This window comes from Microbacterium deferens (genome assembly GCF_045517775.1).
Taxonomy (GTDB): domain Bacteria; phylum Actinomycetota; class Actinomycetes; order Actinomycetales; family Microbacteriaceae; genus Microbacterium.
This window is the reverse complement of the sequence record NZ_JBEUWT010000001.1, coordinates 1,079,635-1,102,922: the sequence shown is the minus strand read 5'-3', so window position 1 is coordinate 1,102,922 and position 23,288 is coordinate 1,079,635. Positions and strand designations below refer to the sequence as shown.

The 23,288-nt window shown below is 63.0% G+C and carries 17 protein-coding genes; 10 read left to right on the top strand and 7 right to left on the bottom strand.

From position 1 onward, the window contains the following. Nucleotides 1-9 precede the first annotated feature (9 nt). From ABTU82_RS05255 to ABTU82_RS05230, 6 genes are all read left to right on the top strand, one after another. Nucleotides 10-591 carry an LbetaH domain-containing protein gene (locus ABTU82_RS05255; RefSeq protein WP_407172186.1) on the top strand — a complete coding sequence of 194 codons (582 nt, stop codon included), beginning with the start codon at nucleotides 10-12 and terminating at the stop codon, nucleotides 589-591. Nucleotides 592-734: 143 nt separating this feature from the next. After that, nucleotides 735-1,103, top strand: coding sequence for a DapH/DapD/GlmU-related protein (locus ABTU82_RS05250; protein ID WP_407172184.1), 369 nt, complete (start codon nucleotides 735-737; stop codon nucleotides 1,101-1,103). Further along, the gene (locus ABTU82_RS05245; protein WP_407172183.1) at nucleotides 1,087-2,169 is read left to right on the top strand and encodes a glycosyltransferase; all 1,083 of its coding nucleotides are present in this window, start codon (nucleotides 1,087-1,089) and stop codon (nucleotides 2,167-2,169) included. The genes ABTU82_RS05250 and ABTU82_RS05245 overlap by 17 nt, the downstream gene beginning before the upstream one ends. A gap of 1 nt (nucleotide 2,170) precedes the next feature. After that, on the top strand, nucleotides 2,171-2,674 hold the full coding sequence (locus ABTU82_RS05240; RefSeq protein ID WP_407172181.1) for an acyltransferase: 504 nt from the start codon (nucleotides 2,171-2,173) through the stop codon (nucleotides 2,672-2,674). A 109-nt stretch (nucleotides 2,675-2,783) separates the two neighbouring features. Further along, a complete protein-coding gene (locus tag ABTU82_RS05235; RefSeq protein WP_407172180.1) occupies nucleotides 2,784-4,289 on the top strand; it encodes a lipopolysaccharide biosynthesis protein in 1,506 nt (501 codons plus the stop codon). 16 nt (nucleotides 4,290-4,305) lie between these two features. Beyond that, a complete protein-coding gene (locus tag ABTU82_RS05230; RefSeq protein WP_407172179.1) occupies nucleotides 4,306-5,775 on the top strand; it encodes an O-antigen polymerase in 1,470 nt (489 codons plus the stop codon). On the opposite strand, the gene ABTU82_RS05225 is transcribed toward ABTU82_RS05230, so the two are convergent. The 7 genes from ABTU82_RS05225 to ABTU82_RS05195 all read right to left on the bottom strand — a co-directional run bounded on the left by ABTU82_RS05225 (nucleotide 5,769) and on the right by ABTU82_RS05195 (nucleotide 18,631). Continuing rightward, on the bottom strand, nucleotides 5,769-6,863 hold the full coding sequence (locus tag ABTU82_RS05225; protein ID WP_407172178.1) for a glycosyltransferase: 1,095 nt from the start codon (nucleotides 6,861-6,863) through the stop codon (nucleotides 5,769-5,771). The two genes, ABTU82_RS05230 and ABTU82_RS05225, sit on opposite strands and share 7 nt — an antisense overlap. Nucleotides 6,864-6,980: 117 nt before the next feature. Next, on the bottom strand, nucleotides 6,981-7,919 hold the full coding sequence (locus ABTU82_RS05220; protein WP_407172176.1) for an NAD-dependent epimerase/dehydratase family protein: 939 nt from the start codon (nucleotides 7,917-7,919) through the stop codon (nucleotides 6,981-6,983). A gap of 54 nt (nucleotides 7,920-7,973) precedes the next feature. Continuing rightward, nucleotides 7,974-9,509 (bottom strand): sugar transferase, encoded by a 1,536-nt coding sequence (locus tag ABTU82_RS05215; RefSeq protein ID WP_407172175.1) that lies wholly within the window; start codon nucleotides 9,507-9,509, stop codon nucleotides 7,974-7,976. Between the two features lie 169 nt (nucleotides 9,510-9,678). Next, the gene (locus ABTU82_RS05210) at nucleotides 9,679-10,467 is read right to left on the bottom strand and encodes a bestrophin-like domain (protein WP_407172173.1); all 789 of its coding nucleotides are present in this window, start codon (nucleotides 10,465-10,467) and stop codon (nucleotides 9,679-9,681) included. Between the two features lie 386 nt (nucleotides 10,468-10,853). Next, on the bottom strand, nucleotides 10,854-11,738 hold the full coding sequence (locus ABTU82_RS05205) for an SGNH/GDSL hydrolase family protein (protein WP_407172171.1): 885 nt from the start codon (nucleotides 11,736-11,738) through the stop codon (nucleotides 10,854-10,856). A gap of 602 nt (nucleotides 11,739-12,340) precedes the next feature. After that, entirely contained in the window at nucleotides 12,341-15,241 is a 2,901-nt protein-coding gene (locus tag ABTU82_RS05200; protein WP_407172169.1) for a TIM-barrel domain-containing protein, read from the bottom strand. Nucleotides 15,242-15,262: 21 nt separating this feature from the next. Beyond that, entirely contained in the window at nucleotides 15,263-18,631 is a 3,369-nt protein-coding gene (locus tag ABTU82_RS05195) for a TIM-barrel domain-containing protein (RefSeq protein WP_407172167.1), read from the bottom strand. 172 nt (nucleotides 18,632-18,803) lie between these two features. Between ABTU82_RS05195 and ABTU82_RS05190 the strand changes: the two genes are divergently transcribed. Genes ABTU82_RS05190 through ABTU82_RS05175 form a run of 4 tightly spaced genes read left to right on the top strand, consistent with a single transcriptional unit; the run spans nucleotide 18,804 to nucleotide 23,089 of the window. Continuing rightward, the gene (locus tag ABTU82_RS05190) at nucleotides 18,804-20,048 is read left to right on the top strand and encodes an ROK family transcriptional regulator (protein ID WP_205781312.1); all 1,245 of its coding nucleotides are present in this window, start codon (nucleotides 18,804-18,806) and stop codon (nucleotides 20,046-20,048) included. After that, on the top strand, nucleotides 20,045-20,992 hold the full coding sequence (locus tag ABTU82_RS05185; protein ID WP_407172165.1) for a carbohydrate ABC transporter permease: 948 nt from the start codon (nucleotides 20,045-20,047) through the stop codon (nucleotides 20,990-20,992). Before ABTU82_RS05190 ends, ABTU82_RS05185 begins: the two co-directional genes overlap by 4 nt. Further along, nucleotides 20,985-21,800 (top strand): carbohydrate ABC transporter permease, encoded by an 816-nt coding sequence (locus tag ABTU82_RS05180; RefSeq protein ID WP_116648997.1) that lies wholly within the window; start codon nucleotides 20,985-20,987, stop codon nucleotides 21,798-21,800. The genes ABTU82_RS05185 and ABTU82_RS05180 overlap by 8 nt, the downstream gene beginning before the upstream one ends. Nucleotides 21,801-21,841: 41 nt before the next feature. Beyond that, complete coding sequence (locus ABTU82_RS05175; RefSeq protein ID WP_407172164.1) at nucleotides 21,842-23,089, top strand: ABC transporter substrate-binding protein; 1,248 nt, start codon at nucleotides 21,842-21,844, stop codon at nucleotides 23,087-23,089. Nucleotides 23,090-23,288: the final 199 nt, after the last annotated feature.

The window sequence follows — 23,288 nt, the reverse complement described above, 5'->3', positions numbered from 1 at the left end:
AGGTGCCCAATGTCTGAAGTTCCGGTGATTGACCTTTCGCAGGCCCCCGGTGAACGCGCCGCCTGGGACCGCCCGTCATGGGTCGTATACCTGTGGGCCGTGTGCGAGCTGTTGTTCGTCACAAACCCCTGGCAGATCAGTTCGAGCCTCCGCGTTCGAGTTCTGCGCGCATTTGGTGCCGAGATCGGTTCTGGAGTCGTTTTCCGCCCTCGCACCCGCGTCAAGTTCCCGTGGAAGCTCCATATTGGAGATCGCTCCTGGATCGGCGAGGGCGTGTGGTTTCATAATCAGGACCATATTTATGTCGGTCACGACGTTGTCATCTCCCAAGAGACTTTCGTGACGACAGGCAGCCACGCTCATCGCCGGGATATGGCACTCGTCACCCGACCCGTACGCATCGGTGACGGGGCGTGGGTAACCTCGCGATGCATGATTCTTGGTGGGGTCAACATCGGCCAATCGGCACTCGTGACCCCACTCACTGTCGTCGCAGAGAACGTACCTAGTGGTGCGATCTTCTCTGCAGGCGTGCCGAAAGTCACCGGACAGAGATTTAAACAAACTAGTGAGGACGGTGGTGCGTCTTGATTCGGCGTCTACTTGCGGCGATATACCGGCGCGCTCGCCCTGTTGACTACGCGCGCTCCATCGGAGTCACGGTTGGTGACGACTGCAGATTGATTGACGTCTCTTTCAGCACCGAACCATACCTAGTGTCGCTCGGAGACCACGTGAGCGCGACGAAGACCAGGTTTGAGACACACGACGGAGGAGTCTGGGTACTCCGGGGAGACAACCCCGATCTCGACATAATCAAACCGATCAAAGTCGGTTCGAACGTCTACTTCGGATACGGATGCGTGGTATTACCCGGTGTGACCATCGGTGACAACGTGGTGGTTGGCGCTGGAGCCGTGGTGAGTCGAGACATTCCCTCAAACTGTGTTGCGGTTGGGGTTCCTGCACGCGTTATCCGGTCGATAGAAGAATATTCTGAAAGATCCGTCGCGTCCGGCATTAGTACTAAGAGGCTTGCGCCGCTCGACAAACGTAAGTATCTAGAGGCGCGGTACAAGGACATGAATGAGCAAGGGAACTAGTCCGCTGATGCGCGTTATGTTCTTCATACCTAGCCTTGGAGACGGTGGGGCGCAGAGGCAGTGCATCGCCCTCCTCAATGAACTCCAGCGAAGGCCGGGGATAGATCTGCATTTGATGGTTCTCGCGAGCGGTGCGCATGAATGGCGTCTTGACGCGAGCAATCTCACTATCCACCGTTTCCAAGTAGAGAACTTTGCCAGCGTCTCGGCATTAGTCCACGTTTTTCAGACTGTTCGCCAGGTGCGGCCAAATGTTGTAATGTCGTGGTTGCATCCGGCGGACATTTTGATGGGCATCGTCGCGCGTTTCTTCCCGAAACTGGTTTGGATTCAGGCCGAGCGAGACTCTAAATATCCACCCGGTCTGACATATCGAGTTCGTAAGGTCATTGGCCGAGGCGCAGATCGAATAATCGCCAACTCTGCCCCTGGCGCCACGTATTGGAACAACGCTCGGTACCGAGGCCCAATCGACGTTATACCGAACATCGTCCTCGCCGAATTTCGGAAATATCGAGAAAGGCCGGTACCTGCTCGTATACTAAGCGTCGGTCGACTAGAACCGCAGAAGAATCACGAAGCTACGATACTTGCATGTTCGAGGCTCCTGCCGGAAATGTCGGGTGTCGAGTTGCGCATAGTCGGCGAAGGGTCGAAGCGCGAGGACCTGGTGGCTCTCGCCGACGAAGTTGGGATGAGCGAAAACGTGGCATTCGTCGGCTTTATTGATGATGTCGCGTCAGAATTGGATTCAGCGTCAGTGGTGATTACAATGAGTCGACACGAGGGGCTGCCGAATGTCCTACTGGAGGCTCTTGCGCGGGGTGTCGTCGTTGTGGCTTCCCGAATTCGAGAACACACCGCGGTATTGGGCGAAGAATACCCGTACCTCATCGATCTGGACTCCTCGCCAGACGATGCGGCGGCTATGGTTCGGCGAGCATTGACTGAGCAGGACGCGGCTGCTCATCTTCAGCACGGGATCAACGTAGTTCGCGGGCTGACGCCCGAGAATGTAGGAAGTTCTTACATGAGCAAATTCGAGGAAAGTATCAGCGGGGGTTGAAATGTTGTCAGCAGCCTTAAAGTTGGTTTCGCCCCTCGACAGGTTTAGTCAGGGGCTTTATCGGCGGGCATCTCGTCGAGTTCTGCGGTTATTCGGAGTGACTGTTGTGGGCAATCCGCTCTGGGTGAGCCCGCGCGTCTACTGGGATCGATCGGGTGGAATCACGCTCGGTAACAGATGTGTAATAAGTCATGACGTTCGGCTCTTGACTCACGACTTCAGTCTCGACCGCGTAGCGGAACACTACAGGGGTGAATCGGATCTCGAGCTGGCTCGACGTGCGCCAATCAGGATCGGAGACTATGCATTCATTGGAATGGGCGTGACTCTACTCCCTGGGGTAACGGTAGGCGACGGGTCTATTGTCGGCGCGGGGTCAGTAGTGACCAAAGATGTACCGGCGGGAACGGTCTGTGCAGGCAATCCTGCGAAGATTATTGGCTCTTCGAGTGATTATCTCGCTAAGCGCGAAGCTGATTTCCAGTGGTCGCCGAGACGACGGTGAATTCGACGACAGAGCCCAGGTCTACCTTTCCTATCTGCTTGGCGCACAGAACTGAACCTCTACCGTTCCGGCCTGAGGGCGCCATTCGGCCCGCGGGAACAGATCACTCATGGGTGGCATTGACGTGACTAGTGCCTCGCGCAAGAACCTACTCTCCTACTACGCGAATTTTGCGGTGGTGGCACTCGCCGGCTTGGTGGTAAATCCACTTCTGCTCTCGGCCCTTGGGTCTCAAAACTTCGGGGTTTGGAAGGCAATCCAGCGGTATCTTGATTTGGCATCGGTTGCCGATGGCCGGTCTACACAGGCTCTCAAATGGGTCGTAGCCAACAGAAACCACTTGTCTTCGGACGAGAAGCGGCGTGACATCGGGGCTGCACTCGTTGTGTGGCTTCTCTGGCTTCCGGTTCTTCTCGTCATCGCGGCGGCGGTGACGTTTTTCCTGCCGGCTTTAATTAATGGATTGTCTTCAGAGCAGGTGCCCATCGCGACCGCTGCGGGCGGAGTTCTGATGGCGAGTCTCGTCCTTGGTGGGCTTCTATCCATTCCCGACTCTGTACTCGTAGGAGTGAATCTCGGCTATCGTTCGATGCTGCTGACAACCGTAATCTACGTTATCAGCAACGTCGCAATGATCCTCGCTGCGCTCAATGGTGGCGGTATCGTCGAGCTCGCGATTATTGTTTCAGCTGGGGCAATCCTGAATGGTGCCGGCACCTGGTTCATTGCTCGACAGTCTGTCGCGTGGTGGGGTGTGAAGCGCCCGACACGGCGGGACATCGGCCGTGTAACTGGATTCAGCGCTTGGACGCTGGGCGGCGCAGCCGTGGAGAAGGCGCTGCTCTCAACCGAGCTGGTGCTGATCAGTTTTATGATCGGCGCCTCCGCGGTGACGCAGTACACGTTCACGTCCTACGTTCTGCAATTCGTTCTTGTGATCGCTTTGATCACAGCCAGCGGTTTCATGCCTCAGTTGGGGGCTTTCATCGGCGCCGGCGATGGGGAGCGGGCCAGCGCGCTCGCCAAACAGGTGCGGACTTGGGTGCTCGTAGTTTCCGCCGTTATGTTGGCCGGGGTGCTGGCGTTGAATGGGACCTTCGTGAGTATCTGGGTGGGCGAGGCGCAGTATCAGGGAGATGCAGTGAACCTCGTGCTCGTTGTCCTAGGACTTCAGCTTGCCCTTATACGTCTCGACACCCAGGTGCTCGATGCCGCGCTGCGGATGCGAGCTCGAGTGCTTATCGGCGTCTTGGTCGTCGTCGTTGGCTTCACTGTCGCGGTGGTGGTTTTTCAGATGACAGGCAGCCTGATCTGGAGCTTGTTGAGCGTCTTCGTTGTTCGATTGGTCGCGAGTGTCGCATATCCCAGGTTGGTGGCTGGTGTGATCCCGAAGGCATCCATCCCTAAGCGCACATGGATCTTCGCGGTGCTGCTCCTGTGTGCCTCATGGGGGTTCGGCGTGGCTATCGGAAGAGCAGAAGGCTGGTCGACAGTCGCGTTGGGGTTGACATGGTTTCTGGTAGCGTCCGCCACCACTTGGTTTGGCATGTTTGAAGCGTCGTCGAGGCATCAGCTCGTTGCATGGGCCTCGTCGCGATTCGGAAGGAAGCGCTGACATGCTAAATCCGTCAATGCTAGCCAGTTGGACCGCGCGGGCGCTCGAATTGATCACGTTGGCGATATTTGTTCTAATCTATGTCACGGTGGATCGTGGGATTAGTCCAGTCGTAATAGGAATAAATCTTGCAGTCTTTGTTCTCCTTGCCGTGCGGTGCGTTGTCATTCCCCAGAGGGTGGTCCCGTGGGTGCCGACATACTTCACCGTGGAGACACTGTTCTTCATATTCTACTATTTGATCTTCTATCTTCCCTACCAAGAGTATCTTTTACGGGGGACAGAGCCAGCTGTCAGCAGGTTTGTTCTCAACACGTTTGTTCTGGGATCGAATGAGGCTATTACACTCTCCACGATTGGTGCGATCTGTTTCTCTTTCGGCTACAGGATCGTCGTCCAGCACAGTGCGGTGATGGGCAACCCAGCCGCAGCCAAGACGCGATCCTGGTTTGTGCGCACGGATGACTATTCCGAGGTCTTCAGCGTCCGACTCGGCGGCATCTCGGCTCTGATCTTGGCCGCGCTTGTCGCAATCTATTTGGGCGCTGGGTGGCGGACCGAGGGCGAAGGGCGATACACCGGTTCAACGGATGGTGGGGTGATCGCTGAGGGCATATCTCTTCTGATACTTGTCTTCAGTATTGTGAGCATCGCCGTGTGGGTTTTCACGAAATCGATGAAGTGGCGCGTTCCCTGGACTATGTGGTTTGGGCTCAGTATTGCCATCATCTGGGCGCTCCGGTGGCTCACCCTAGGAGACCGAAACTCCTTTCTCCTGCTTGCAATCGCTCTGGGAGGTGGAGTCTTCACTCTGTGGAAGAGGGCGTCGTTGATCGTATTGTTCGCTAGCCTCGCCGGAGGCCTGCTTCTATACAACTTTGTTGAGATTGCGCGTATGGGCGGGGATCCAGGCGCGGTTGCGGCAAGTAGCCAAAGTGACGAATCTAGCTTTAACATCACAACGATTACTCTACGGGCATCCGTGGTTGCTGTCCCTGAGTCTTATGACTTTGCGTTCGGGACATACAAGATGGTCGGTCTGCTCGGGGTTATTCCCTTGTTGCGGGGACTCTTCGTGACATACTTCGATCCGCCCTACTACACGTCAGCTGAACTTCTGGGTGACGTAATTTTGGGTCCGAACGCGGTTTGGAACACCGGGAGTAACGTCATCTCTGACGCCTACATGGATTTCGGTGTCCCAGGAGTTATAGGGATACTTCTAATCCTGGGTATCTTTGCGGGAAGCATGGCGCGGGGGTTGAATAGGGACCCTCTGAATCCCGTTCGCGCTGTCCTCTATATCTCGACTCTTGCGCTGTTCGCGGAACTGCCTCGCTACTCGGCCGATTTCCCGGTTCGGGCACTCGCTTGGACTGCGCTGCTTCTCCTGGTCGTGCATTTCGTGACCTTGCGACAACTAAGCCACGGGCGGAGACATTCTGAGCGTAGGAACCTCGCGTCAGTCCGAACTGACCGTCACTGATAGATTGCCTCGAGCTGGTCAACTACGTGGCCGATACCCAGCCAAGTGTCAAGTGCGTGGTTCGCAGATTCGACAACGCGGCTACGGTGGAGCGGATCGGCTACCAGCTCGTGAATGGCGGTCGCAATTGTCTCAGGCGTCCCGTCTGTGATGACGGCGGAGTTTTCAGACGCTAGGCGGTCCGCTATAGCGCTGTCATGCGTGGTGACGACTGCGGTGCCTGCCGCCATCGCTTCAAGAACAGTCATCGGGAAGACCTCGCCGTAGCTGGGCAACACATAGACCGCGGCTCTACTCAGGACATCACGGGCGAGGCCTGGTTGGACGGGTCCTCGATAGACGATACTTCGACTCGCTTCGGGGGAGGACAGAGCGTTCTCAAGTTCCGGTAGATCGCCCTCGTCCGGGCCCCATATTTCGAATCTGATTGCATCACCTCGCGCAAGTAGCTCTTTCGCGGCAGAAACGAAGGCCATCACTCTCTTCCGAGGGTGCAGTCGCGCGAGAAAGATCACTAAGTCTTGTTCCCGATTTTTGGTGGACTCGCTGAGCTCCCGGGTGATTCCATTTGTTATTTGCATGAGATTTATGGGACTGCGCGCAACGCTCCTCAGGCCGTTCGACTCCGCATCGCTTAATGATAAGACCGACGCGGCCTGTGACAGGGCTGCGCGTATCACGAGGCGGTCCACTAGTTGAGCCTTCAGTCTCTCGTCCGGCATTATCATGCCGTGCGTTTGCAGTATGAGTCGCCCATGATAGCTGCGAATTGCCCGCATTGCGGAGGTTGAGACAAGGTCCCTGCCCGAATGAATGTGAATCGCGTCGAAGCTGCCAGCATTCGAGCGGACCCACCGCACGAGTCCGGGTGAAACTAGGCCGCTCAAACCAGGTCCAACTTTTGTCGCTCGAAACAGATGCTGTTGGACGCCGGGGATCTCCTGACTTGGTTTACCGTCCCAACCGGCGACTAGGTGTACATCGTGCCCGCGCGCCACCAGCTCACGGCACTGCTGAGTGGCGACGGTTAGCGGACCCCCGAAAGCGCCGTCTGCTGAGACGTACGTGACTACATGCGCGATACGCATTTCATTCCTCCGAGGTTTAGAGCAGAACATCACCGAAAACCGTCGGTGCGAATTTCGTCCGCAAGCCAGATAGGCCTGGTTTTGACGCCTAAGTGATTGACAGGGGAGCCTTCGTGATCAGCTGTGTCGAACCCATTCGAGCTGGCGCTGTAGTCCGTCTTCAATAGAGTGAGTCGGAGTCCACCCTGTCGCGGTTGCGAAGGCATCCGTGCTCCCTCCCGTGCGCTTCACGTCTCCGAGAGCCCTAGCGCTGCGGTTTACTTTGACTGTTGTGCCGGTGAGCGAGGAGATGATGTCGATCACTTCATTGACTGAGACGCTTGAGCCGCCCGCGACGTTGAACACCGAGCCCGGTGGGATGTCGCCTTGTGCGGCGAGGATATTGGCTCTGACGATGTCGCTGATGAAAGTAAAGTCGCGAATTTGGGAACCATCGCCGTACAGCTCTATTGCTTCACCGGCTTCGGCGGCGCGCAAGAACCGCGTAAATGCCATGTCAGGTCTCTGCCGGGGGCCGTAGACCGTGAAGTACCGAAGAGAAACCGTCGATAGGCCGAAATTTTTCGCATAGAGGACACAGAGGTGTTCTGCAGCGAGTTTAGTCACGCCGTAAGGGCTGAGCGGCCTAGGCAGCTCTGATTCCCCAGTTGGGAAATCGGGGGCGTCACCGTAGATCGATGAGGATGATGCGTAGACGAATCGCTTTACGGTCTGAGAGCGTGATGCTGCTTCCAGGAGCACTTGCGTGGTGTTGACGTTCAGTTCGGTATAGATACCAAAGTCTGAACCCCACGACATTCTCACTCCAGGTTGGCCCGCCTGGTGATAGATGACGTCTATGGTGCTGAGCAGTTCGGGAAGATCGAGGTCCCGGACATCGGACTCAATGAAGGTGAATCGGTTCGAATCTAGTCGAGCGAGATTGTCTCGCTTCAAATCCTTGGAGTAGTAGTCGGTGAGCGAGTCGATACCGACGACCTGGTCGCCGCGATCGAGCAGTTCGCGTGCGAGTGAGCTGCCGATAAAGCCGGCTACTCCAGTTATGAGAGCGCGCAATTCTTTCCCTTCGTAGAGCTCGTGGGTCGAGCTGTGAGCTTTGAAGCCCTGTAGCTAGTGTGCGGTTTCGCCGGGCGCCACCGCGGCGCGCGCGGTCTTGGCCATGATCACGAGGTCGCCGAGGAGCGTCCAGTTCTCGACGTATGAAAGGTCAAGTCGAACTGAGTCTTCCCATGAGAGGGACGATCGTCCGCTGACCTGCCATAGGCCTGTAATACCTGGTTTCGCGAGAAAGCGCCGGTGAACGTGGTCAGCATACTGGGCGACTTCGCTAGGCAACGGTGGTCGCGGGCCGACGAGCGACATTGAGCCACCAATTACGTTGAAGAGCTGGGGGAGCTCGTCGAGGCTGAACTTGCGCATGATGCGTCCTACCGGGGTGATGCGCGGGTCGTTCTTCATCTTGAAGAGCACCTCGTTGCCGGCGTCACGTTGCTGGCGTTGCAGCTGCTCGAGTAGGTCTTCCGCGTTGGTCACCATTGATCTGAACTTGATCATGGTGAACTCCTTACCGCGCAGCCCGATGCGGGTCTGGCGGAAGAGCACGGGGCCTTGGCTCGTGAGTCGCACAGTAATGGCGAGGAAAGCGAGTATCGGGCTAATTAGGATAACGCCTATGATCGATGCGCTCAGGTCGAGCATCCGCTTGACGAAGAGCTGACCCTTGGTGAAGCGGGGCGTCTCGACGTGGATGAGGGGAAGCCCCGACACCGGGCGCATGTGGATGCGAGGTCCCGCGATGTCGACGATGCTGGGCGCGAGCACGAGATGCTGCTTGCCGGCCTCGAGGTTCCAGGAGATCTCTTTGACCTTGTCGGGGGGAAGCTCGTCAGTGCTCGTCACTGCGACCGTGTCAGCGCCGGTGGCCTGAATCGCTCGACCGACTGCCGAGACCGAGCCCATGATCGGGATCGTCGTGCCGGCGATTGTCCCCGCCACTTGGCCCGACGGCACGCATGCGCCGACCACCTGGTATCCCGAACCGGGGGAGCGGTGCAGTTCGCGCGCGATCTGTGCCACTGATGATTCCGACCCTACGAGAAGCACTCTCGCGGCGTACTCGCCATTTCGGCGCTTGGCGCCAAGCCATTGCCGCCACAACCAGCGTTCCGCGAGCAAGACGAGAATGCCAACGGGCAGGGCTATGAGGAGAAATCCGCGCGCTACATCGATGCGGAAGAGAAACGCGATGATGGCGATGAACCCGAAGAGCCGGAAACTTGACGTGGCGATGCGCACGTACTCGGTCGACCCACTGCCGATGACTCGATAGCCACGAGAGTCGACGAAGGTCAGCGTGTACATCCAGGCGGCAATGAGGATGACCGAGAATGCCCAATATGAGAACTCATTGATCCGGGAGTCTTGGCGGACGGCTACAGCTACGTTGCCCATGCCGATCCAGGCAATCTGGGCACCGAACACGACCCATGCCAGGACGAGCAGGTCGCTGATCCAGAGCATCCGCGCATAGCGCTTGCGCCAGTTCAGAGTTGGAGCGGCCTGAGTCGGCAGCGGAGGTGCGGAAGGAGAGTGAGCGGTGGGCTCAGCGACGACGTCGCTCAGCTCGTCGGAACGGTTGGAACTCATTTGAATGGCTCGCTGCGACGCCGGTGTCGCGTCGACCCGAAGGTGCGACGTCACAGTTGTGCGATCCCTTTCCCCTGAAGAATCTCCCCGTGGGGGGAACGCTATCACCCGTTTGTGTCGGCCGTATAACACCTGTCGTAACGACGGGTAGCGGAGTGGAGCGGGATGCTCAGGGCACTTGTATGAAGAGCCCGTCGATCAGGTCTTGGAAGTAGGTCGGCTCGACGGCAACCGGTCCTGCGTAGGCATGATCGAACCCCGCTACCGCGTAGAGCAGCAGGGAGACGAAGAGCGCAATCAGCCCGGCCATCAGCAGGTGTATCCGGAGGTTCGTGACTTGGATCAGGCCGATGAGGACGGCGTTCAACACCGCGCCGACCGCGAGCACGATCCACAGCACTCCCGGTAGGGCCAGGCTCGTCAGTGCGACACGCTGCCGCCGCTCGGTGACGAAGTCGTTGAAGACGAAGAGCGTCTGCGCCTGCACGGTCGTCTCGGTCGTCGTCGTCGGCTCGAACGACAGGATCGCGTCTTGGATGATTCCCACCTCCGCATCCGTCGTCTCGGGCACGATCAGTCGCTGCTGCAGGGGCCAGTCGAGTTCGACGACCTTCTTCGTGTAGTCGATCAGCGCGGCCTGTAACTCCGACGACGCCGGCTCGGGAAACTGGTCGGCGCTACGGTACATGGCCGCGATCGACGATGACTCTGACAAGACGGCGTCGTCGACCTCGACGAGGTTGCCGTAGGCGCCGGCAGCGATGAGGCCGAGCGTGACGCCATAGAACACGCCGTAGGCGCCGACGGCGTAGCCGAGCACGCGATCCCACTCGACGTCTTCGCGGGCCATCCGGCGTACCCAGCGTCGAAGCAGCAGCAGGATGCCGAGCGATCCGCCGACGACGACGAGGACGAAGAGCGGCAGTCCGACGGCTATCGGCAGGTCATACAGCCACATGAGTGTTCTCCACGTGAGCAGTTTGGCGGACGGGCGGGATCAGTGACTCACAACACAAGATTGCGGTGTCACTGGTAGACGGGCGCGGCGTCGTCGAAATGCAGCCTTCGTGTCACCCCTAGCCGCCCATATCTCGACAATCACGGTCTCGACTAGCCCGACGATTTGCCCCGGCGAGACCGTGCTGCAGACTGCGCGCCCTTCGTCGGACAGTTACTCCCTCCGGCGACGTATGCACCCGAGCGGTGTCGACGGGCACGTCTGTAGTTACGCTTGTTGAGCCCACAGCCGCGCAGCGACCGAAGTCTTGCAGGTCCACGGGGCAACCATGTTGTTCGGTGGGGGTCACGGGTCCCCGCGACGTACGGCGACATTGCGCTCGCTGCCTAAGCGGGCGGGGGTGCCGTCGGGGCCGGGGTCCGCATGACCTCAGCGCCGCTGGGGTAGGTGTTCTGCCAGCGCGGCAGATAGCAGAATCCCGTTTCCGATCGCGGCCGCTGCCCCAGGCTAATGCCGCTGCCATCCATTGATTCGACGAACTTCGCAGCCAGATATTGGTGCCCCTCGTCGGTCGGGTGAAAGTTGTCGACCCCGATGTAGGAGTACTTCTCATCCGCGAACCAATCCGACGCGGCACCGTCGATGAAATACGCACCGTGCGACTCGGCGATCTCTCGCAGGTCGGCGTCGAGGTCATCAATGCGGGGGGATTGCTGATCGTTGATTTTGATTGTTCCGAGTACGACCACGGGGACACTCGGATCGCGTTCTCGGAGGTATCTCAGAGCCTCGTCCGCGGCCGAAACGATGACGCCGTTGTCGGCTTCCTTCATGTCATTGATGCCGTTCGCGAAAACGATCATTGATGGCCGGACGCTGAGAGCCCAGTCGACCCGGGCTCCGAACGTCCAATCATTCGATCCGCGAGTCCACCCGCTACCGCCCACACCGAAGGTGCACGCCGACCAACCCATCTGACTGGCGGCGACGGAGCTCCAGTTCGCGTCTCCGTTTCCCCCCATGTCGGAACCACCTGTGAAGGAATCGCCGATGAACACCACCGTCGGGTCGACGAGAGGGTCGGATGAGGCGAAGGTCGGGGCCACGTCCGTAGCTTCGGAGGGCGTCACACGCTCTGGGATGTTCACAAAAACGAACACCGCGCACACCGCGAAAATGCCAGCCAACGAGAGAAGCGCCCAGTGCACCAAGCCCCCCGTACTGGCGGTGAGCCAGTTGTCGTTGTGGCGGTGGCTACGTCTTCTCCCCATGCGCCGATGGTATCCAACCCATGCGGGGGTATCTCCGTCTCGGGGGGTGGCAAAGGCCAGCCCGCGGTTACAGCATCAGTGAACTGGTCACCCAATCCACGACATGCTTGCCATTTCCAGCATTTCACGGTGGATTGGGTACGAGCGCCCGCGCACAACACCCGGGCTGATCGTCACCTCTACATCGAGGGAGTGCGCATCAGCTGAGATGCGGCGATCGTTGCACCTGATCGGCTTACAGGGCGTCGCCGGGGCCGATAGTTCGTGCCAAAACGACCCTGCGTTAAGTCGGGTCGGGGCGCCGCCAGGATCCCTGATTCAGTAGTGAGCCCCACCGAGTGTTCCTCTGTCGGATGGCGCGTTGGCTGAGCTGCGTACTGCACCGCATGATTCGGAAGCTGGTCTCGGCGACGCTCACGCCGCTCGGCAAGCAGATTGTCGACTCGCGCCGCGGCACCTTCGACACGGCGATCAAGCGGTAGAGCGGCGCACGCCGGGCGTTTCGACAGGCTCAGCAAACCGAGTAACGGCCGCGGATACGTTTGGGGAACAAGGCCGAGGGCCGGGCGCCGCATCGCGACTCCCGGCCCTCGGCCTTCAGCTCAGAACGCGCCGGTGGTTATCCCCGCTGAACCGTACGGGGGAGTGACGAGAACGTTATTGCCGCCTGGCTCCCACGCGTCGGCAGTGTTGGGGAACCCGGCTTCCTGCCGCTTGATGCACTTCCACTCGATGGTGGTCGACGGCGGCAGTCCCTCGACGACGCCGGTCCACGTCGGGTAGCCGCTGGGGTTGAGCTTCACCGCGCTAGCCGGCGACCAGTTGCCCAGCTGCGGAATGCTGCCGACAACATAGACCGACTGGCCGAAGGTGGTCGTCGCGTTCTCGCACGCGAACGTGGCCCACGAAGCATCCTGACCCAGCGTGAACGAGAACGTCTTCGCGCTGGTCACCGCGCTGCTCGCCGCTTTCGCCACCGCGCGTCCGCCCCCGGCGTTGTACCAACCGCTGGTCGCCGCATCGAAGGCCGCCTTGTTCGCGTGCTGGGTCAGCGCTCCGCCGCCCAGCGTCACCGCCGACGCCTGTGTGCCGTCGGTGACGAGCTCGACGACGGTGGGCCGCGAAAACGGCGCCCCCGTGTAGGTGCCCGAAGAGGCTCCGACCGTCACCGATGCGGTGCTTCCCGAGGTCGCCTGACTGATCTGCGTCGTGCGCACGGCGCCGCTCTCGTAGGCCGTCGTGGCACCGTCGTCTTCGTAGAGGGTGAAGTCGCTGGCGGTGTCATCGGCGTACACGGTTGTGATGAGCTCGTTGTGCACGGTCGTGTCCGCCCGCTTGCCCGTGATGTCTTTCGTCTCGGCGTCGACGAACGCCTTCGGAATGATGGCCCCCGACCGCGCATAGGCAGGGAGGGTGAACACCCCGTTGCGCCACAGCGGAACGTCTTCGATCCACTGACCGGTGCTCGCCATGCGCTCGTTCGTGTGGACGTCGACCCAGTCGCCGGCCGGAAGATAGACGTCGCGCTGCCGCTCGCCTTCTCCGGCGACGATCGCGACGATCAGATCGCGGCCGAGCATCTTCTGATGCCCCATCTCCCGCACGTTGTCGTCGTTCTGGTAGTAGTACACGAGCGGCGGAGCCAGCGGTTCGCCGTACTGGCTGGCCCGGTGAGCGAGCGAGTAGTAGTACGGCGCCAACTCGTACCGGCGCTGCAGGTTCTCGAGGTTGCTGGCCTCGTCGCCGATGGCGTCGGGGCTCGTTTCGAGGCAGTTGCAGAGGTTCTCGGTGTGCGGGCGCAGCGGAGTGTCGAACCACGCGCTGTTCGCGAACCACTGCGTGTATAGCTCGTCTTGATCGCTGTCGAGCATCTCGCGGCGGAAGCCCCCGACATCAGAGCCGTAGTAGTCGATGCCCGACATCGACATGTGCATCTGCGCGTTCTGCTGGGATGCCAGGGCTTTCATGGTCGAACCGATGTCGGCCGACCACATCGCCGTGCCGTGCCGCTGGATGCCGCCGGCCGCGGCGCGCGACAGCAGGAACGGTCGCGCGTCTTCATCGTTGCGCTCGTAGCCGTCGGCGATGCTCTCGGCCCAGAGCAGGTTGTAGGCGTTGTGGTAATCGGCGTGCGCGTTCTTGCCGGGAAGCACGCCCGCGGTCCAGTCGTTCGCGTCGTACATCTCGGGCTCGCCGAGGTCGAGCCAGTGGCCCGTCACGCCCTCGTCGACCAGGTGCTGGCGATGCTCGTCGTGCCACGCGGCTCCCGCCGCCGGCTGGGTCCAGTCGATCATTCCGCCCTTGCCCCACCACGGGTTGCCGGTGAGATACACCGGCGCACATGTGGCGCAGCCCGACCGAACGAGATAGCCGTCGGCGGCCATGTCGGCGTGCTCGGGCAGGTTCTTGCCGATGTACGACTCCTCGATGGGGATGACGCCCACGCCTTCGGCCGACAGCGACGCGATCTTCGAGGCGGGGGAGGGGAACTTGCTGGTGTCCCAGTCGAGGGTTCCCATCCGGGTGTTGTCGGAGTTCGCCGTGACGCCGCCGAACCACTGCACGTCGAGCATCACGCCGTCGACGGGGAAATCGGCCGACCGCAGGCCCGAGATCGTGTTGTCGACCTCGGTCCAGTCGTCATAGCCGAACTCCGACACCCACAGCCCGAACGCCTTCTTGGGCGGCACGGGCGGTGTGCCCGTGAGCTCCATGTAGTCCTGGCGCAGGTCGGGGAGGTCAGGGCCCGACATCACGTACCAGCGCACCTGGTCGCCCCACGTGCGCATCGTCCACGGGTCTCCGGTGAGGTTCCACTCCTGCTTGTAGAGCTGGTCGACGAACAGGCCGTAGTTGGCATTGGCGTCACCGACCGCGAACAGTACGGGGATCTGCGTGTTGCCCACCGGGCCGTTCTCGGCGTCGTAGACCATCGCGTTGCCGTACGTGCCGCCGGGTGTGCGCGTGCGGCCCACCCAGTCGCCGTCGGAGCTCGCACCCGTGAAGAACTGCTGGCCGAGGCCATAGGCGTTCTCCATCGACGACTTCGTGATGTTCAGCCCTTTCCACGCCTGACTGAGGTCGGCGGGGCACGACGTCTGAAGCACCAGCTCGGGCGTGCGGGTGATGTCGGTCGTCGTGACGCAGAGCGTCGTGGGAGCGACCGATACGCGCAGATCGGAGGTCTGGATGACCGAACCGGTGAGCGAGTACACATCGGGTCCGGCGTAGTCGGTCTTGTCGACCTGCGGGGTCGTAAAGAGCGGGTTCGACGTAACCGGAGGGGTTCCGCCGCCGGCGAGCTCGAAGTGCACGAGATCGTCGTCGAGCACTTCGACCACGAGGTAGCTCGACCCGAGGGTGAACTGCGCCCGCTGCACGCCGAGGGGCGCCGCGGTGGCCGGGTCGACGTCGTAGACACCCCCGACGGCGGTGAGGGTCGCGGCCGCGAGTGCGGCTGTGACGATGACAGCGACGCGTCGTCGCAGAGGAACGGTGTGCATGTGTGTGAGTCCTTCGTGAGGTCAGCGTGCGAGCACGAGATTGTCGAGGTTGATGCCGCCGGAGCTGCCACTGCCGTACTCGATGCGCACGGTATGGCGGCCAGGAGACAGGGATGCGGCGATGGACGCTGTCGCCCACTGATCCCACGAGCCGCCGGTCGAGGGCAGCGAGAGCGTGCCGACCACCGTTCCATCGACGCGGACGGTGCGCACCGCCGCCGTGGCCGCGCCGTTGCTGTAGCGGAAGCGCAGCTGGTGCGTGGCGCTCGCGTCGGCCCACACGTCGAACTGCACCGCATCACCGCTGGTGGCGAACCCGTCGACGAACCCGATCCCCGTGTAGCCGGGGTGGTCGGTGTTCGTGCTGACCGCCGTCTGCGTGGCGAACTCCGCCTCGTAGGCCGCCTTGTCGACGCCGTTCAGAACGATCGACCGGGAGGACGTGCTCGCGTCGACCTTCACGTAGGTGAGCTGCTGCGCAGCATCCCAGTACCAGCCGGTGCCGGCCGTCGCCAGGGCGCTCACCGAGCCCACCTCGGTGAGCGCAGACCCGGCCACCGTCACGGTGGAGGGCTTGGTGCCCGACACCTGGTAGGTCGCGGCGGTGGTCAGCGGCGGCGCCGAGACCGACACCGTGCGTGCGACGCGGTCGGACGCGACCGAGATCGTGCGGTGCGCATCGGCCGAATCCTCGAAGTAGTCGTAGCTGCTCAAGGCCGTCGGGTACACGCGGAACGCAAGGTTGTCGTAGACGTCGACATCGTTGCCGATGGTGCCGCCCAGCTCGTACGCGTCGTTCAGGTTGAGCGGGATGACCGCACCGGCCTTGGCGTAGACGGGGATGCCGTCGGTGCCGGCGTAGTACTGCTTCACGCCCGCGCCGGTCGCCCGCCCGCCGTTCCAGAAGTCGTACCACTCGCCCTCGGGTAGGTAGACGTCTTTCACCGTCTGTCCCTGCGTGGTGATCGGTGCCACCAGCAGCTGCGAACCGAACATGTACTGCTGGTCGTAGCCAGCAGCGGCCGCGTCGCCCGGGAACGTGAGGCTCATCGCCCGCATCATCGGCACGCCCGTCGTCGCGCTGTCATCGGCCTCGGTGTAGAGGTAGGGGATGAGGTTCATGCGCACGTTGGCGAACTTCGCGAACGTCGGCACGACCGAGGTGTTGCCGGTGCGGGACTGCACATTCCAGGGCGTTCTCGCCTCGGACGGGCTGGGGTCGGACTTCTCGGAGTGGTACTGCATGATCGGCGAGAACGCGGCCTGCGAGGCCGAGCGCAGGTAGAGCTCTGCCGTGGGGAACGAACCGGTGAACCCGGCGAGATCCCACGCCCAGAACGGCACACCCGACTGCCCGGCGCTCAGCCCGGCACGCACGGCCTCCTGGAAGGCTCCGAACGTGGACGCCTGGTCGCCCGCCCAGAAGATCGACTGGCTCTGTCCGCCCGAGGTGCCCGCGCGGCTGAAGATCGTGCCGTCGCCACCCGTCTGCTGCTGCACGTAGTCGTTGTAGGCGCGGGTGTACTCGTTCGGGTAGGCGTTGTGCATCTCGTCGCCCCGGCGACCGTCGGCCACCTGCAGGTCGCGTCCGAAGAGCGCCTCGCTGCCGTCGGTCTTGAAGCCGTCGACCCCGAGGTCGAGCAGGTACTGGCGCTTGCTCATCCACCAGTCGGTCGCAGCCGCGCTCGTGAAGTCGGGAACGGTGCTGTCACCGAACCACTGCCCGGTGGGGATGCGGTAGGGCTGTCCGGCGCCGTCCTTCACGAGGTAGCCCTGCGACTGCGCGTAGGCCTTGTCGTTGAGGTGCTGCTGCGGCGCAGTCGACGGGTTGGAGGTGAAGTTCTCCTTGAGCACCGGGATCTGCCAGAGAATCACCCGAATGTTCTGGTCGTGCGCGTCGGCGATCATCTGCTCGGGATCGCTCCACGCGCCGCCCGTCGGGAAGGTGAGGTTGTTGTAGTCGAGCGCGCCGGAGCCGGCGGTCGGGGTGTACTGCGCGTCTTTCCAGAGGTAGAAGGTGGCCTCGTCGCTCCACTGCTCGAGCACCAGGGCGCTGTGCGGAATGTCGGAGCTCTCGACCTGTGCGAGCCAAGAGTCGACCTCGGCCTGCGTGTTCCACTCGTTCGCCGAGCCCCAGAGTCCGAAGGCCCACTTGGGTGGCAGCAACGGCCGGCCGGTCTGGGAGGTGTAGTCGTCGAGCATCTCGGTCTGGTTGCCCGTGAAGAACTGGTACGTCAGCGTTGAGTCGAGCGCGCCGCCGGTGTCGACCGTGAAGCCGGCCATGTCGTTGCGGTGCGTTGCGAGGTTGAACATCGCGTATCGGGTGCTGGGCACGTGCACGCCGTAGCCGGCGGAGTTCGCGAAGTAGGGCACAGAGTAGTACGTGCGACGCGTGGCGCCCTGGTCCTGATACTGGTTGTAGACGTAGTTGTGCACGTCGGTGCCGCGGTGGTCGAGCCGGTCGTAGCGCTCGCCGAAGCCCTCGAACCGCTCGCCGGTCGGCGTCAGGTAGTGGTCTTCGATCTTGGTCACGGTCGTGGCGCCGTCACTGGCCCATCCGATGTTGCGGAAGGTGGCGGGGTCGTACTGCCGGGTGATGAGCGTCGTTCCGTCGCCCTTATAGACCGAGAGCCGGTAGGGATTCTTGTCGATGCGCAGAACGAGCTCGGAGGTCGAGATCGTGAGCTGCGATGCGCCGTCGGTCACCGAGTAACCGGACACGCCGCTGAGGTCGAGCCCCGCGCCGTTCGGCGCGATCTGCACGTCGAAACCGTCGAGACGGGGAAAGGCGAAGCGCACCTTCGGGGTGAAGTCACCCGCGCTGTCGCCCGTGACGACGTCGACCGAGGTGCCGTTATCGACGTATGACACCACGTTGGTCACCGTGCTCCACGAGGTCGTGGCGAACGAGAACGGACCGGTGCTGCGCTGGCCGCCGCCGTTCACGTCGGCGTTCACGGTGTACTCGACGACGTCGCCGCGGGCGAAGGTGCCGAGGTCGAGCTTCCAGTAGGTGTTGTTGCCCGAGTTGTAGTCCCACGCGGCACCCTTCGGCGTCTGTGCGACGCCGTTGAGCGACCACGTGACCCAGACCGACTGGCCCGAGGCAATGGGCCACGTCGTGGCGCGCACCGTCACGTTCTCGCCCGCCATCGGATCGCGGGGCGCGCGCTCCGTGGGTTCCGTGGCGTACAGCTCGTCGGCGCCATACGGGTCGTGCCACACCCCGTCGAGTCCGGCGGCCTGGGCGGGTGTCGCGGAGAACAGCGCGATCACCAGCGCCGATGCGACTGCCACCGCCAGGCCGGCGATACGGCGGCGACCGACCGGCCGCGCCTGTCGAGGCGGCAGGTCGCTGCGTCTGCGGGGAGCGCGGACGAGATCAGACATGGAAACCCCTTTGTTCAGGTCTGTATTTAGTGATGAATATGGCCTGAACTTCGGGACGCGTCAAGCTTCGTCTTCGCAACGGATGCGCACGGATGCTGCGGGACCGCATGTCTGCTTGACGTTCGGGCACAATCGCCATACTCTTCATTCAGTCCTGAACAAAGGGGTTCCCTTGGCCCAGTCCACTGCACGCGCTGACGTCATGCGTTCGGCCGTTCTCGCTCACATCGGGGCGAGCGGTCCGACGTCTCGCGCCGACCTCGCCCGCGAGCTCGGCGTCTCGCCCGCGCTCATCACGCAGCACACCCGGCAGCTCATCGCCGACGGCCTGCTCGTCGAGCTCGAGCACAGCCCCTCACAGGGCGGACGCCCCGCACGGCTGCTCGGGCTCGTCGCCGACGCCGGGCGCGCTATCGGGGTGAAGATCGTTGCCGACCACATCACGGCGGTCGAGGTCGGCATCGACGGGGCCGTCGTGCGCTCGGCGACCGAGCCCTTCGACGCCGCCGCGGGCACCGCCGTCACTCGTCTCGGCGAGATGCTGCGGGGCTTCATCGCCGGTGGCGGCGAGGCGCCCCTGCTCGGCATCGGGGTGGGCGTTCCCGGCAACGTCGACGAGCAGGCCGTCGGCACCGTCGACTCCACCCAGCTGGGCTGGCTGCGGGTTCCCCTCGGCGAGGCGCTGCGGCGAGAACTCGACCTGCCCGTGCTCGTGGAGAACAACGTCAATGCGCTGGCGATCGCCGAGGCCCTGCACGGCCAGGCTCGCGGGCACGAGAACGTGCTGGTCATCACGATCGGAACCGGTGTCGGCGCGGGCCTGCTCAGCGACAGCCGCGTGCTGCGCGGTCGTAGCGGCGGCGCGGGCGAGATCGGGCACACCCCCGTCGAGGAAGACGGGCCCCTCTGCCAGTGCGGTGGCCACGGCTGCCTCGAAGCCCTCATCGGGCAGAGCGCGCTCGTCGCTCAGGCGCGTGAGCGCGGCCTCATCTCGGCAGACGCCGGCATCGCCGTGCTGCGCGGTCTCGCCGACGCCGGTGACGAAGCATCTCAGAAGCTCTTCTCTCGCGCGGGTCACCTGCTCGGGCGCGTGCTCGCCGGGGTGGTCAACCTGGTCGACCCCGAGATCGTGATCGTGCTGGGTGAGGGCGTGGAGGCCTGGAGCCACTGGTCGTTCGGGTTCGAACCCGCCTTCCGTGCGGGCCTCATTCCCCGCAACCGGGCCGTGCCTGTCGCGGTCGAGACCTGGCAAGACGACCGGTGGGCGCAGGGCGCGGCATCGCTCGTGCTTTCCACTCCGTTCGACGCGCAGGGGCAGTCGGGGGAGCAGGGGCGCCTCGTGCGCGAGCGCCTGGCTGTCTCACGCACGGCCGCGCCCGACACCGCGGCGAATGACTCCGAGGCGGCGAAGGAATGACGCTGACCTACCGGCCGGTCCCTGCCACCGAGGGCCGCGAGGCGATCGAGAGCCCTCCCGTGCGCCGCCGCCGCAAGAAGGGGCGCTACGCGCTCACAGTGCTCGTGTTCCTGCTGCCGAGCGCGCTGCCGCTCGCGTTCTTCACGATCTACCCGATGTTCGGTGCCCTGTGGACGAGCTTTCACAAGTGGAACCTGCTCGCGCCGATGCAATGGGTCGGCTTCGACAACTACGTCTCGCTCGCGCAAGACCCCACGACCCAGCGGGCGTTCTTCAACACCTTCTACTACCTCGCCGGGTACCTGCCGCTGGTCTACGTCGGCGGGCTCGCCCTCGCCCTCGCACTCAACGCGCGCATCAAGGGCCGCAACATCCTGCGTGGCGTCTACTTCCTGCCCGTCGTCACGAGCTGGATCGTCGTCGCCCTCGTCTGGCGGTGGCTGCTCAACCCCTCGGTCGGCATCGTCAACGCCACGCTCGCCGTCTTCGGCATCGAAGGACCGGGGTGGTGGACCGACCCCGCGTGGGCCATGCCGTCGATCATCATCGCCTCGGCGTGGAAAGACCTCGGCTTCGTCATGATCATCCTGCTCGCGGGTCTGCAGGCGATCCCGCAGGAGATGTACGAGGCGGCGAAGGTCGACGGGGCCGGCGCGTGGCGGCGGTTGTTCAACGTCACCCTCCCACTCCTCTCGCCGTCGACGTTCTTCGTCGTCGTCATCTCGCTCATCAACGGGTTCCAGGTCTTCGACCAGGTGTACGCGATGACCGGAGGCGGACCCGCGGGGGCGAGCACCGTCGTCGTGCAGCAGATCTTCGACCTGACCTTCCGCTACGGCGCCGCGGGCGAAGCATCCGCCCTGTCGTGGATGCTCTTCGTGCTCGTGCTCGGAGTGACCGTGGTGCAGATCATCGGCCAGAAGAGGTGGGTCATCTATGCGTGAGAAGACGCAGCGCATCGCGCTCACCGGCGTGCTCATCATCGGGGCGCTCATCATGTTCTTCCCGTTCCTGTGGACGTTGACGACATCGCTCTCGCCCGGCGCGGGCCTCGACGCGACGCCGCAGCTCATTCCCGAGAACCCCTCGTTCTCGGCCTACCAGACGCTGTTCGCCGAGCTGCCGTTCGCCCGCATCATCGCCAACTCGCTCGGGCTCGCGGTGGTCACCGCGCTGCTGCAGATCGTCACGAGCGCGCTCGCGGCCTACGCGTTCAGCCGTCTGCCCTTCCGCGGGCGCGGCGTCGTCTTCGCGCTGTACCTGGCGACGATGATGATCCCGATTCAGGTGCTGATCGTGCCGCTGTTCGTGCAGATGCGCGACCTCGGCCTCGTCGACACCTACCTGGGCGTGCTGCTGCCGAGCGTCGCCAGCGCGTTCGGGGTGTTCCTGCTGCGCCAGGCGATGAACGCCGTGCCGCGCGAACTCGACGAAGCTGCCACCCTCGACGGCGCCGGGCACTTCCGCATCTTCGGCACCGTGGTGCTGCCCCTCGTCGGCCCGTCGATCGCGACGCTCGCGGTGTTCGCGTTCATGAACAGCTGGAACAGCTTTCTCTGGCCGCTCATCATCCTCCGATCGAGCGAACTGCAGACCCTGCCGCTCGCGCTCGCCGGCCTGCAAGGCCAATACACCACCCAGTGGGACGTGATGATGGCGGGCTCGGTCGTCAGCATCCTGCCCATGCTCGCCATCTATCTGTTCGCTCAGCGCTTCGTCATTCAGGGCGTCGCCTCGAGCGGCATCAAATGACCCGCACCTCACCCGCACCTCACCATCGAAGGAGATAACCCATGGCTCACACAGCTCGCCTGGTCGGAGTCGGCATCGTCGCCGTCGCCGGTCTCGCCCTCGCCGGATGCGCCGGCGGCGGCACGCCGGCCGGTGACGGACCCGTCACCATCACTTATACGAACTTCACCTCGAACGGAGGCAACGAAGAGAACCTGCAGAAGATCGTCGACGCCTTCGAGGCCGAGAACGACAACGTCACCGTCGAGGTCACGACGCTGCCCTACGCCGACTACTTCACGGCGCTGCAGACCGACCTCGCCGGCGGCACGGTGTCAGACGTCTTCGACATCGAGTTCGCCAACTACGCCGCGTACCAGCAGAGCGGTGTGCTCGCGCCGATCGAAGGCGTCGACACCAGCGTCTACCAGTCGACCCTCGCCGACGCGTACGCGACCGACGGCACGCAGTACGCGCTGCCGAGCTCGTTCTCGAACGTCGTGCTGTTCTACAACGCCGACCTCTTCGACGCCGCCGGCATCGAATACCCGACGTCGGAGTGGACGTGGGAAGACGAGCAGGCCGCCGCCGAGAAGCTGACGGATGCTGCGGCCGGCGTCTGGGGCGACTACCAGCCGATCAGCTACAACGAGTTCTACAAGACCGTGGCTCAGGCCGGCGGCGAGTTTCTGAGCGCAGACGGTTCTTCGGTCGAGTTCAACTCGCCCGAGGGCGTTGCTGCCGCGCAGTGGCTCATCGGCAAGAGCGGCACGACGATGCCGACGGCCGAGCAGGGAGCGGGCACCCCCGACTTCGACAGCACGCTGTTCACCGACGGCAAGCTCGGCATGTGGCACACCGGCATCTGGATGTTCGGTACCCTCGCCGACACCGCCTTCACCTGGGACGTCGCCGTCGAGCCCGGAGACACCCAGCACGCGAGCGCCCTGTTCTCCAACGGCGTCGCGATCTCGGCGGGCTCGAAGAACGTCGAGGCGGCCACTGCCTTCGCCGAGTTCCTCACGAGCTCGCAGACGACCGTCGACGTGCGGCTCGACGCCGGCTGGGAGCTTCCGCCGATCGCTGACCAGGCGGCCCTCGCGCCCTACCTCGAGAAGGCGCCGCCGACCAACCGCCAGGCCGTGTTCGACTCGCTCGACGAGGTCGCTCTCGCTCCGTCGATCGGGGAAGGCCAGGCCGAGATGCAGGACATCGTCACCGAGGAGCTGACCGAAGCGGCAGCCGGTCGCAAGACCGTCGAGCAGGCGCTGGCCGACGCCGAAGAGCGCGTCACGCCGCTGCTCGGCTGACGCGTCGCGTGGGTCTCGGTCCCTGAGCTTGTCGAAGGGTCCGAGGCCCACGCGGGGCGCTTCGACAGGCTCAGCGACCGGCTTCTCGGGTCAGCGACTGGCGCTTCGACAGGCTCAGCGACCGGCTTCTCGGCTCAGCGACCGGCTTCTCGGGTCGGCGACTGGCGCTTCGACAGGCTCAGCGACCGGCTTCTCGGCT

Coding starts and splice junctions, on each gene's coding strand:
- ABTU82_RS05215 (WP_407172175.1), bottom strand. CDS start 9,509: ATGAGTTCCAACCGTTCCGACGAGCTGAGCGACGTCGTCGCTGAGCCC.
- ABTU82_RS05175 (WP_407172164.1), top strand. CDS start 21,842: ATGGCTCACACAGCTCGCCTGGTCGGAGTCGGCATCGTCGCCGTCGCC.
- ABTU82_RS05230 (WP_407172179.1), top strand. CDS start 4,306: ATGCTAGCCAGTTGGACCGCGCGGGCGCTCGAATTGATCACGTTGGCG.
- ABTU82_RS05225 (WP_407172178.1), bottom strand. CDS start 6,863: ATGCGTATCGCGCATGTAGTCACGTACGTCTCAGCAGACGGCGCTTTC.
- ABTU82_RS05180 (WP_116648997.1), top strand. CDS start 20,985: ATGCGTGAGAAGACGCAGCGCATCGCGCTCACCGGCGTGCTCATCATC.
- ABTU82_RS05240 (WP_407172181.1), top strand. CDS start 2,171: ATGTTGTCAGCAGCCTTAAAGTTGGTTTCGCCCCTCGACAGGTTTAGT.
- ABTU82_RS05245 (WP_407172183.1), top strand. CDS start 1,087: ATGAGCAAGGGAACTAGTCCGCTGATGCGCGTTATGTTCTTCATACCT.
- ABTU82_RS05255 (WP_407172186.1), top strand. CDS start 10: ATGTCTGAAGTTCCGGTGATTGACCTTTCGCAGGCCCCCGGTGAACGC.
- ABTU82_RS05185 (WP_407172165.1), top strand. CDS start 20,045: ATGACGCTGACCTACCGGCCGGTCCCTGCCACCGAGGGCCGCGAGGCG.
- ABTU82_RS05235 (WP_407172180.1), top strand. CDS start 2,784: ATGGGTGGCATTGACGTGACTAGTGCCTCGCGCAAGAACCTACTCTCC.
- ABTU82_RS05210 (WP_407172173.1), bottom strand. CDS start 10,467: ATGTGGCTGTATGACCTGCCGATAGCCGTCGGACTGCCGCTCTTCGTC.
- ABTU82_RS05200 (WP_407172169.1), bottom strand. CDS start 15,241: ATGCACACCGTTCCTCTGCGACGACGCGTCGCTGTCATCGTCACAGCC.
- ABTU82_RS05205 (WP_407172171.1), bottom strand. CDS start 11,738: ATGGGGAGAAGACGTAGCCACCGCCACAACGACAACTGGCTCACCGCC.
- ABTU82_RS05195 (WP_407172167.1), bottom strand. CDS start 18,631: ATGTCTGATCTCGTCCGCGCTCCCCGCAGACGCAGCGACCTGCCGCCT.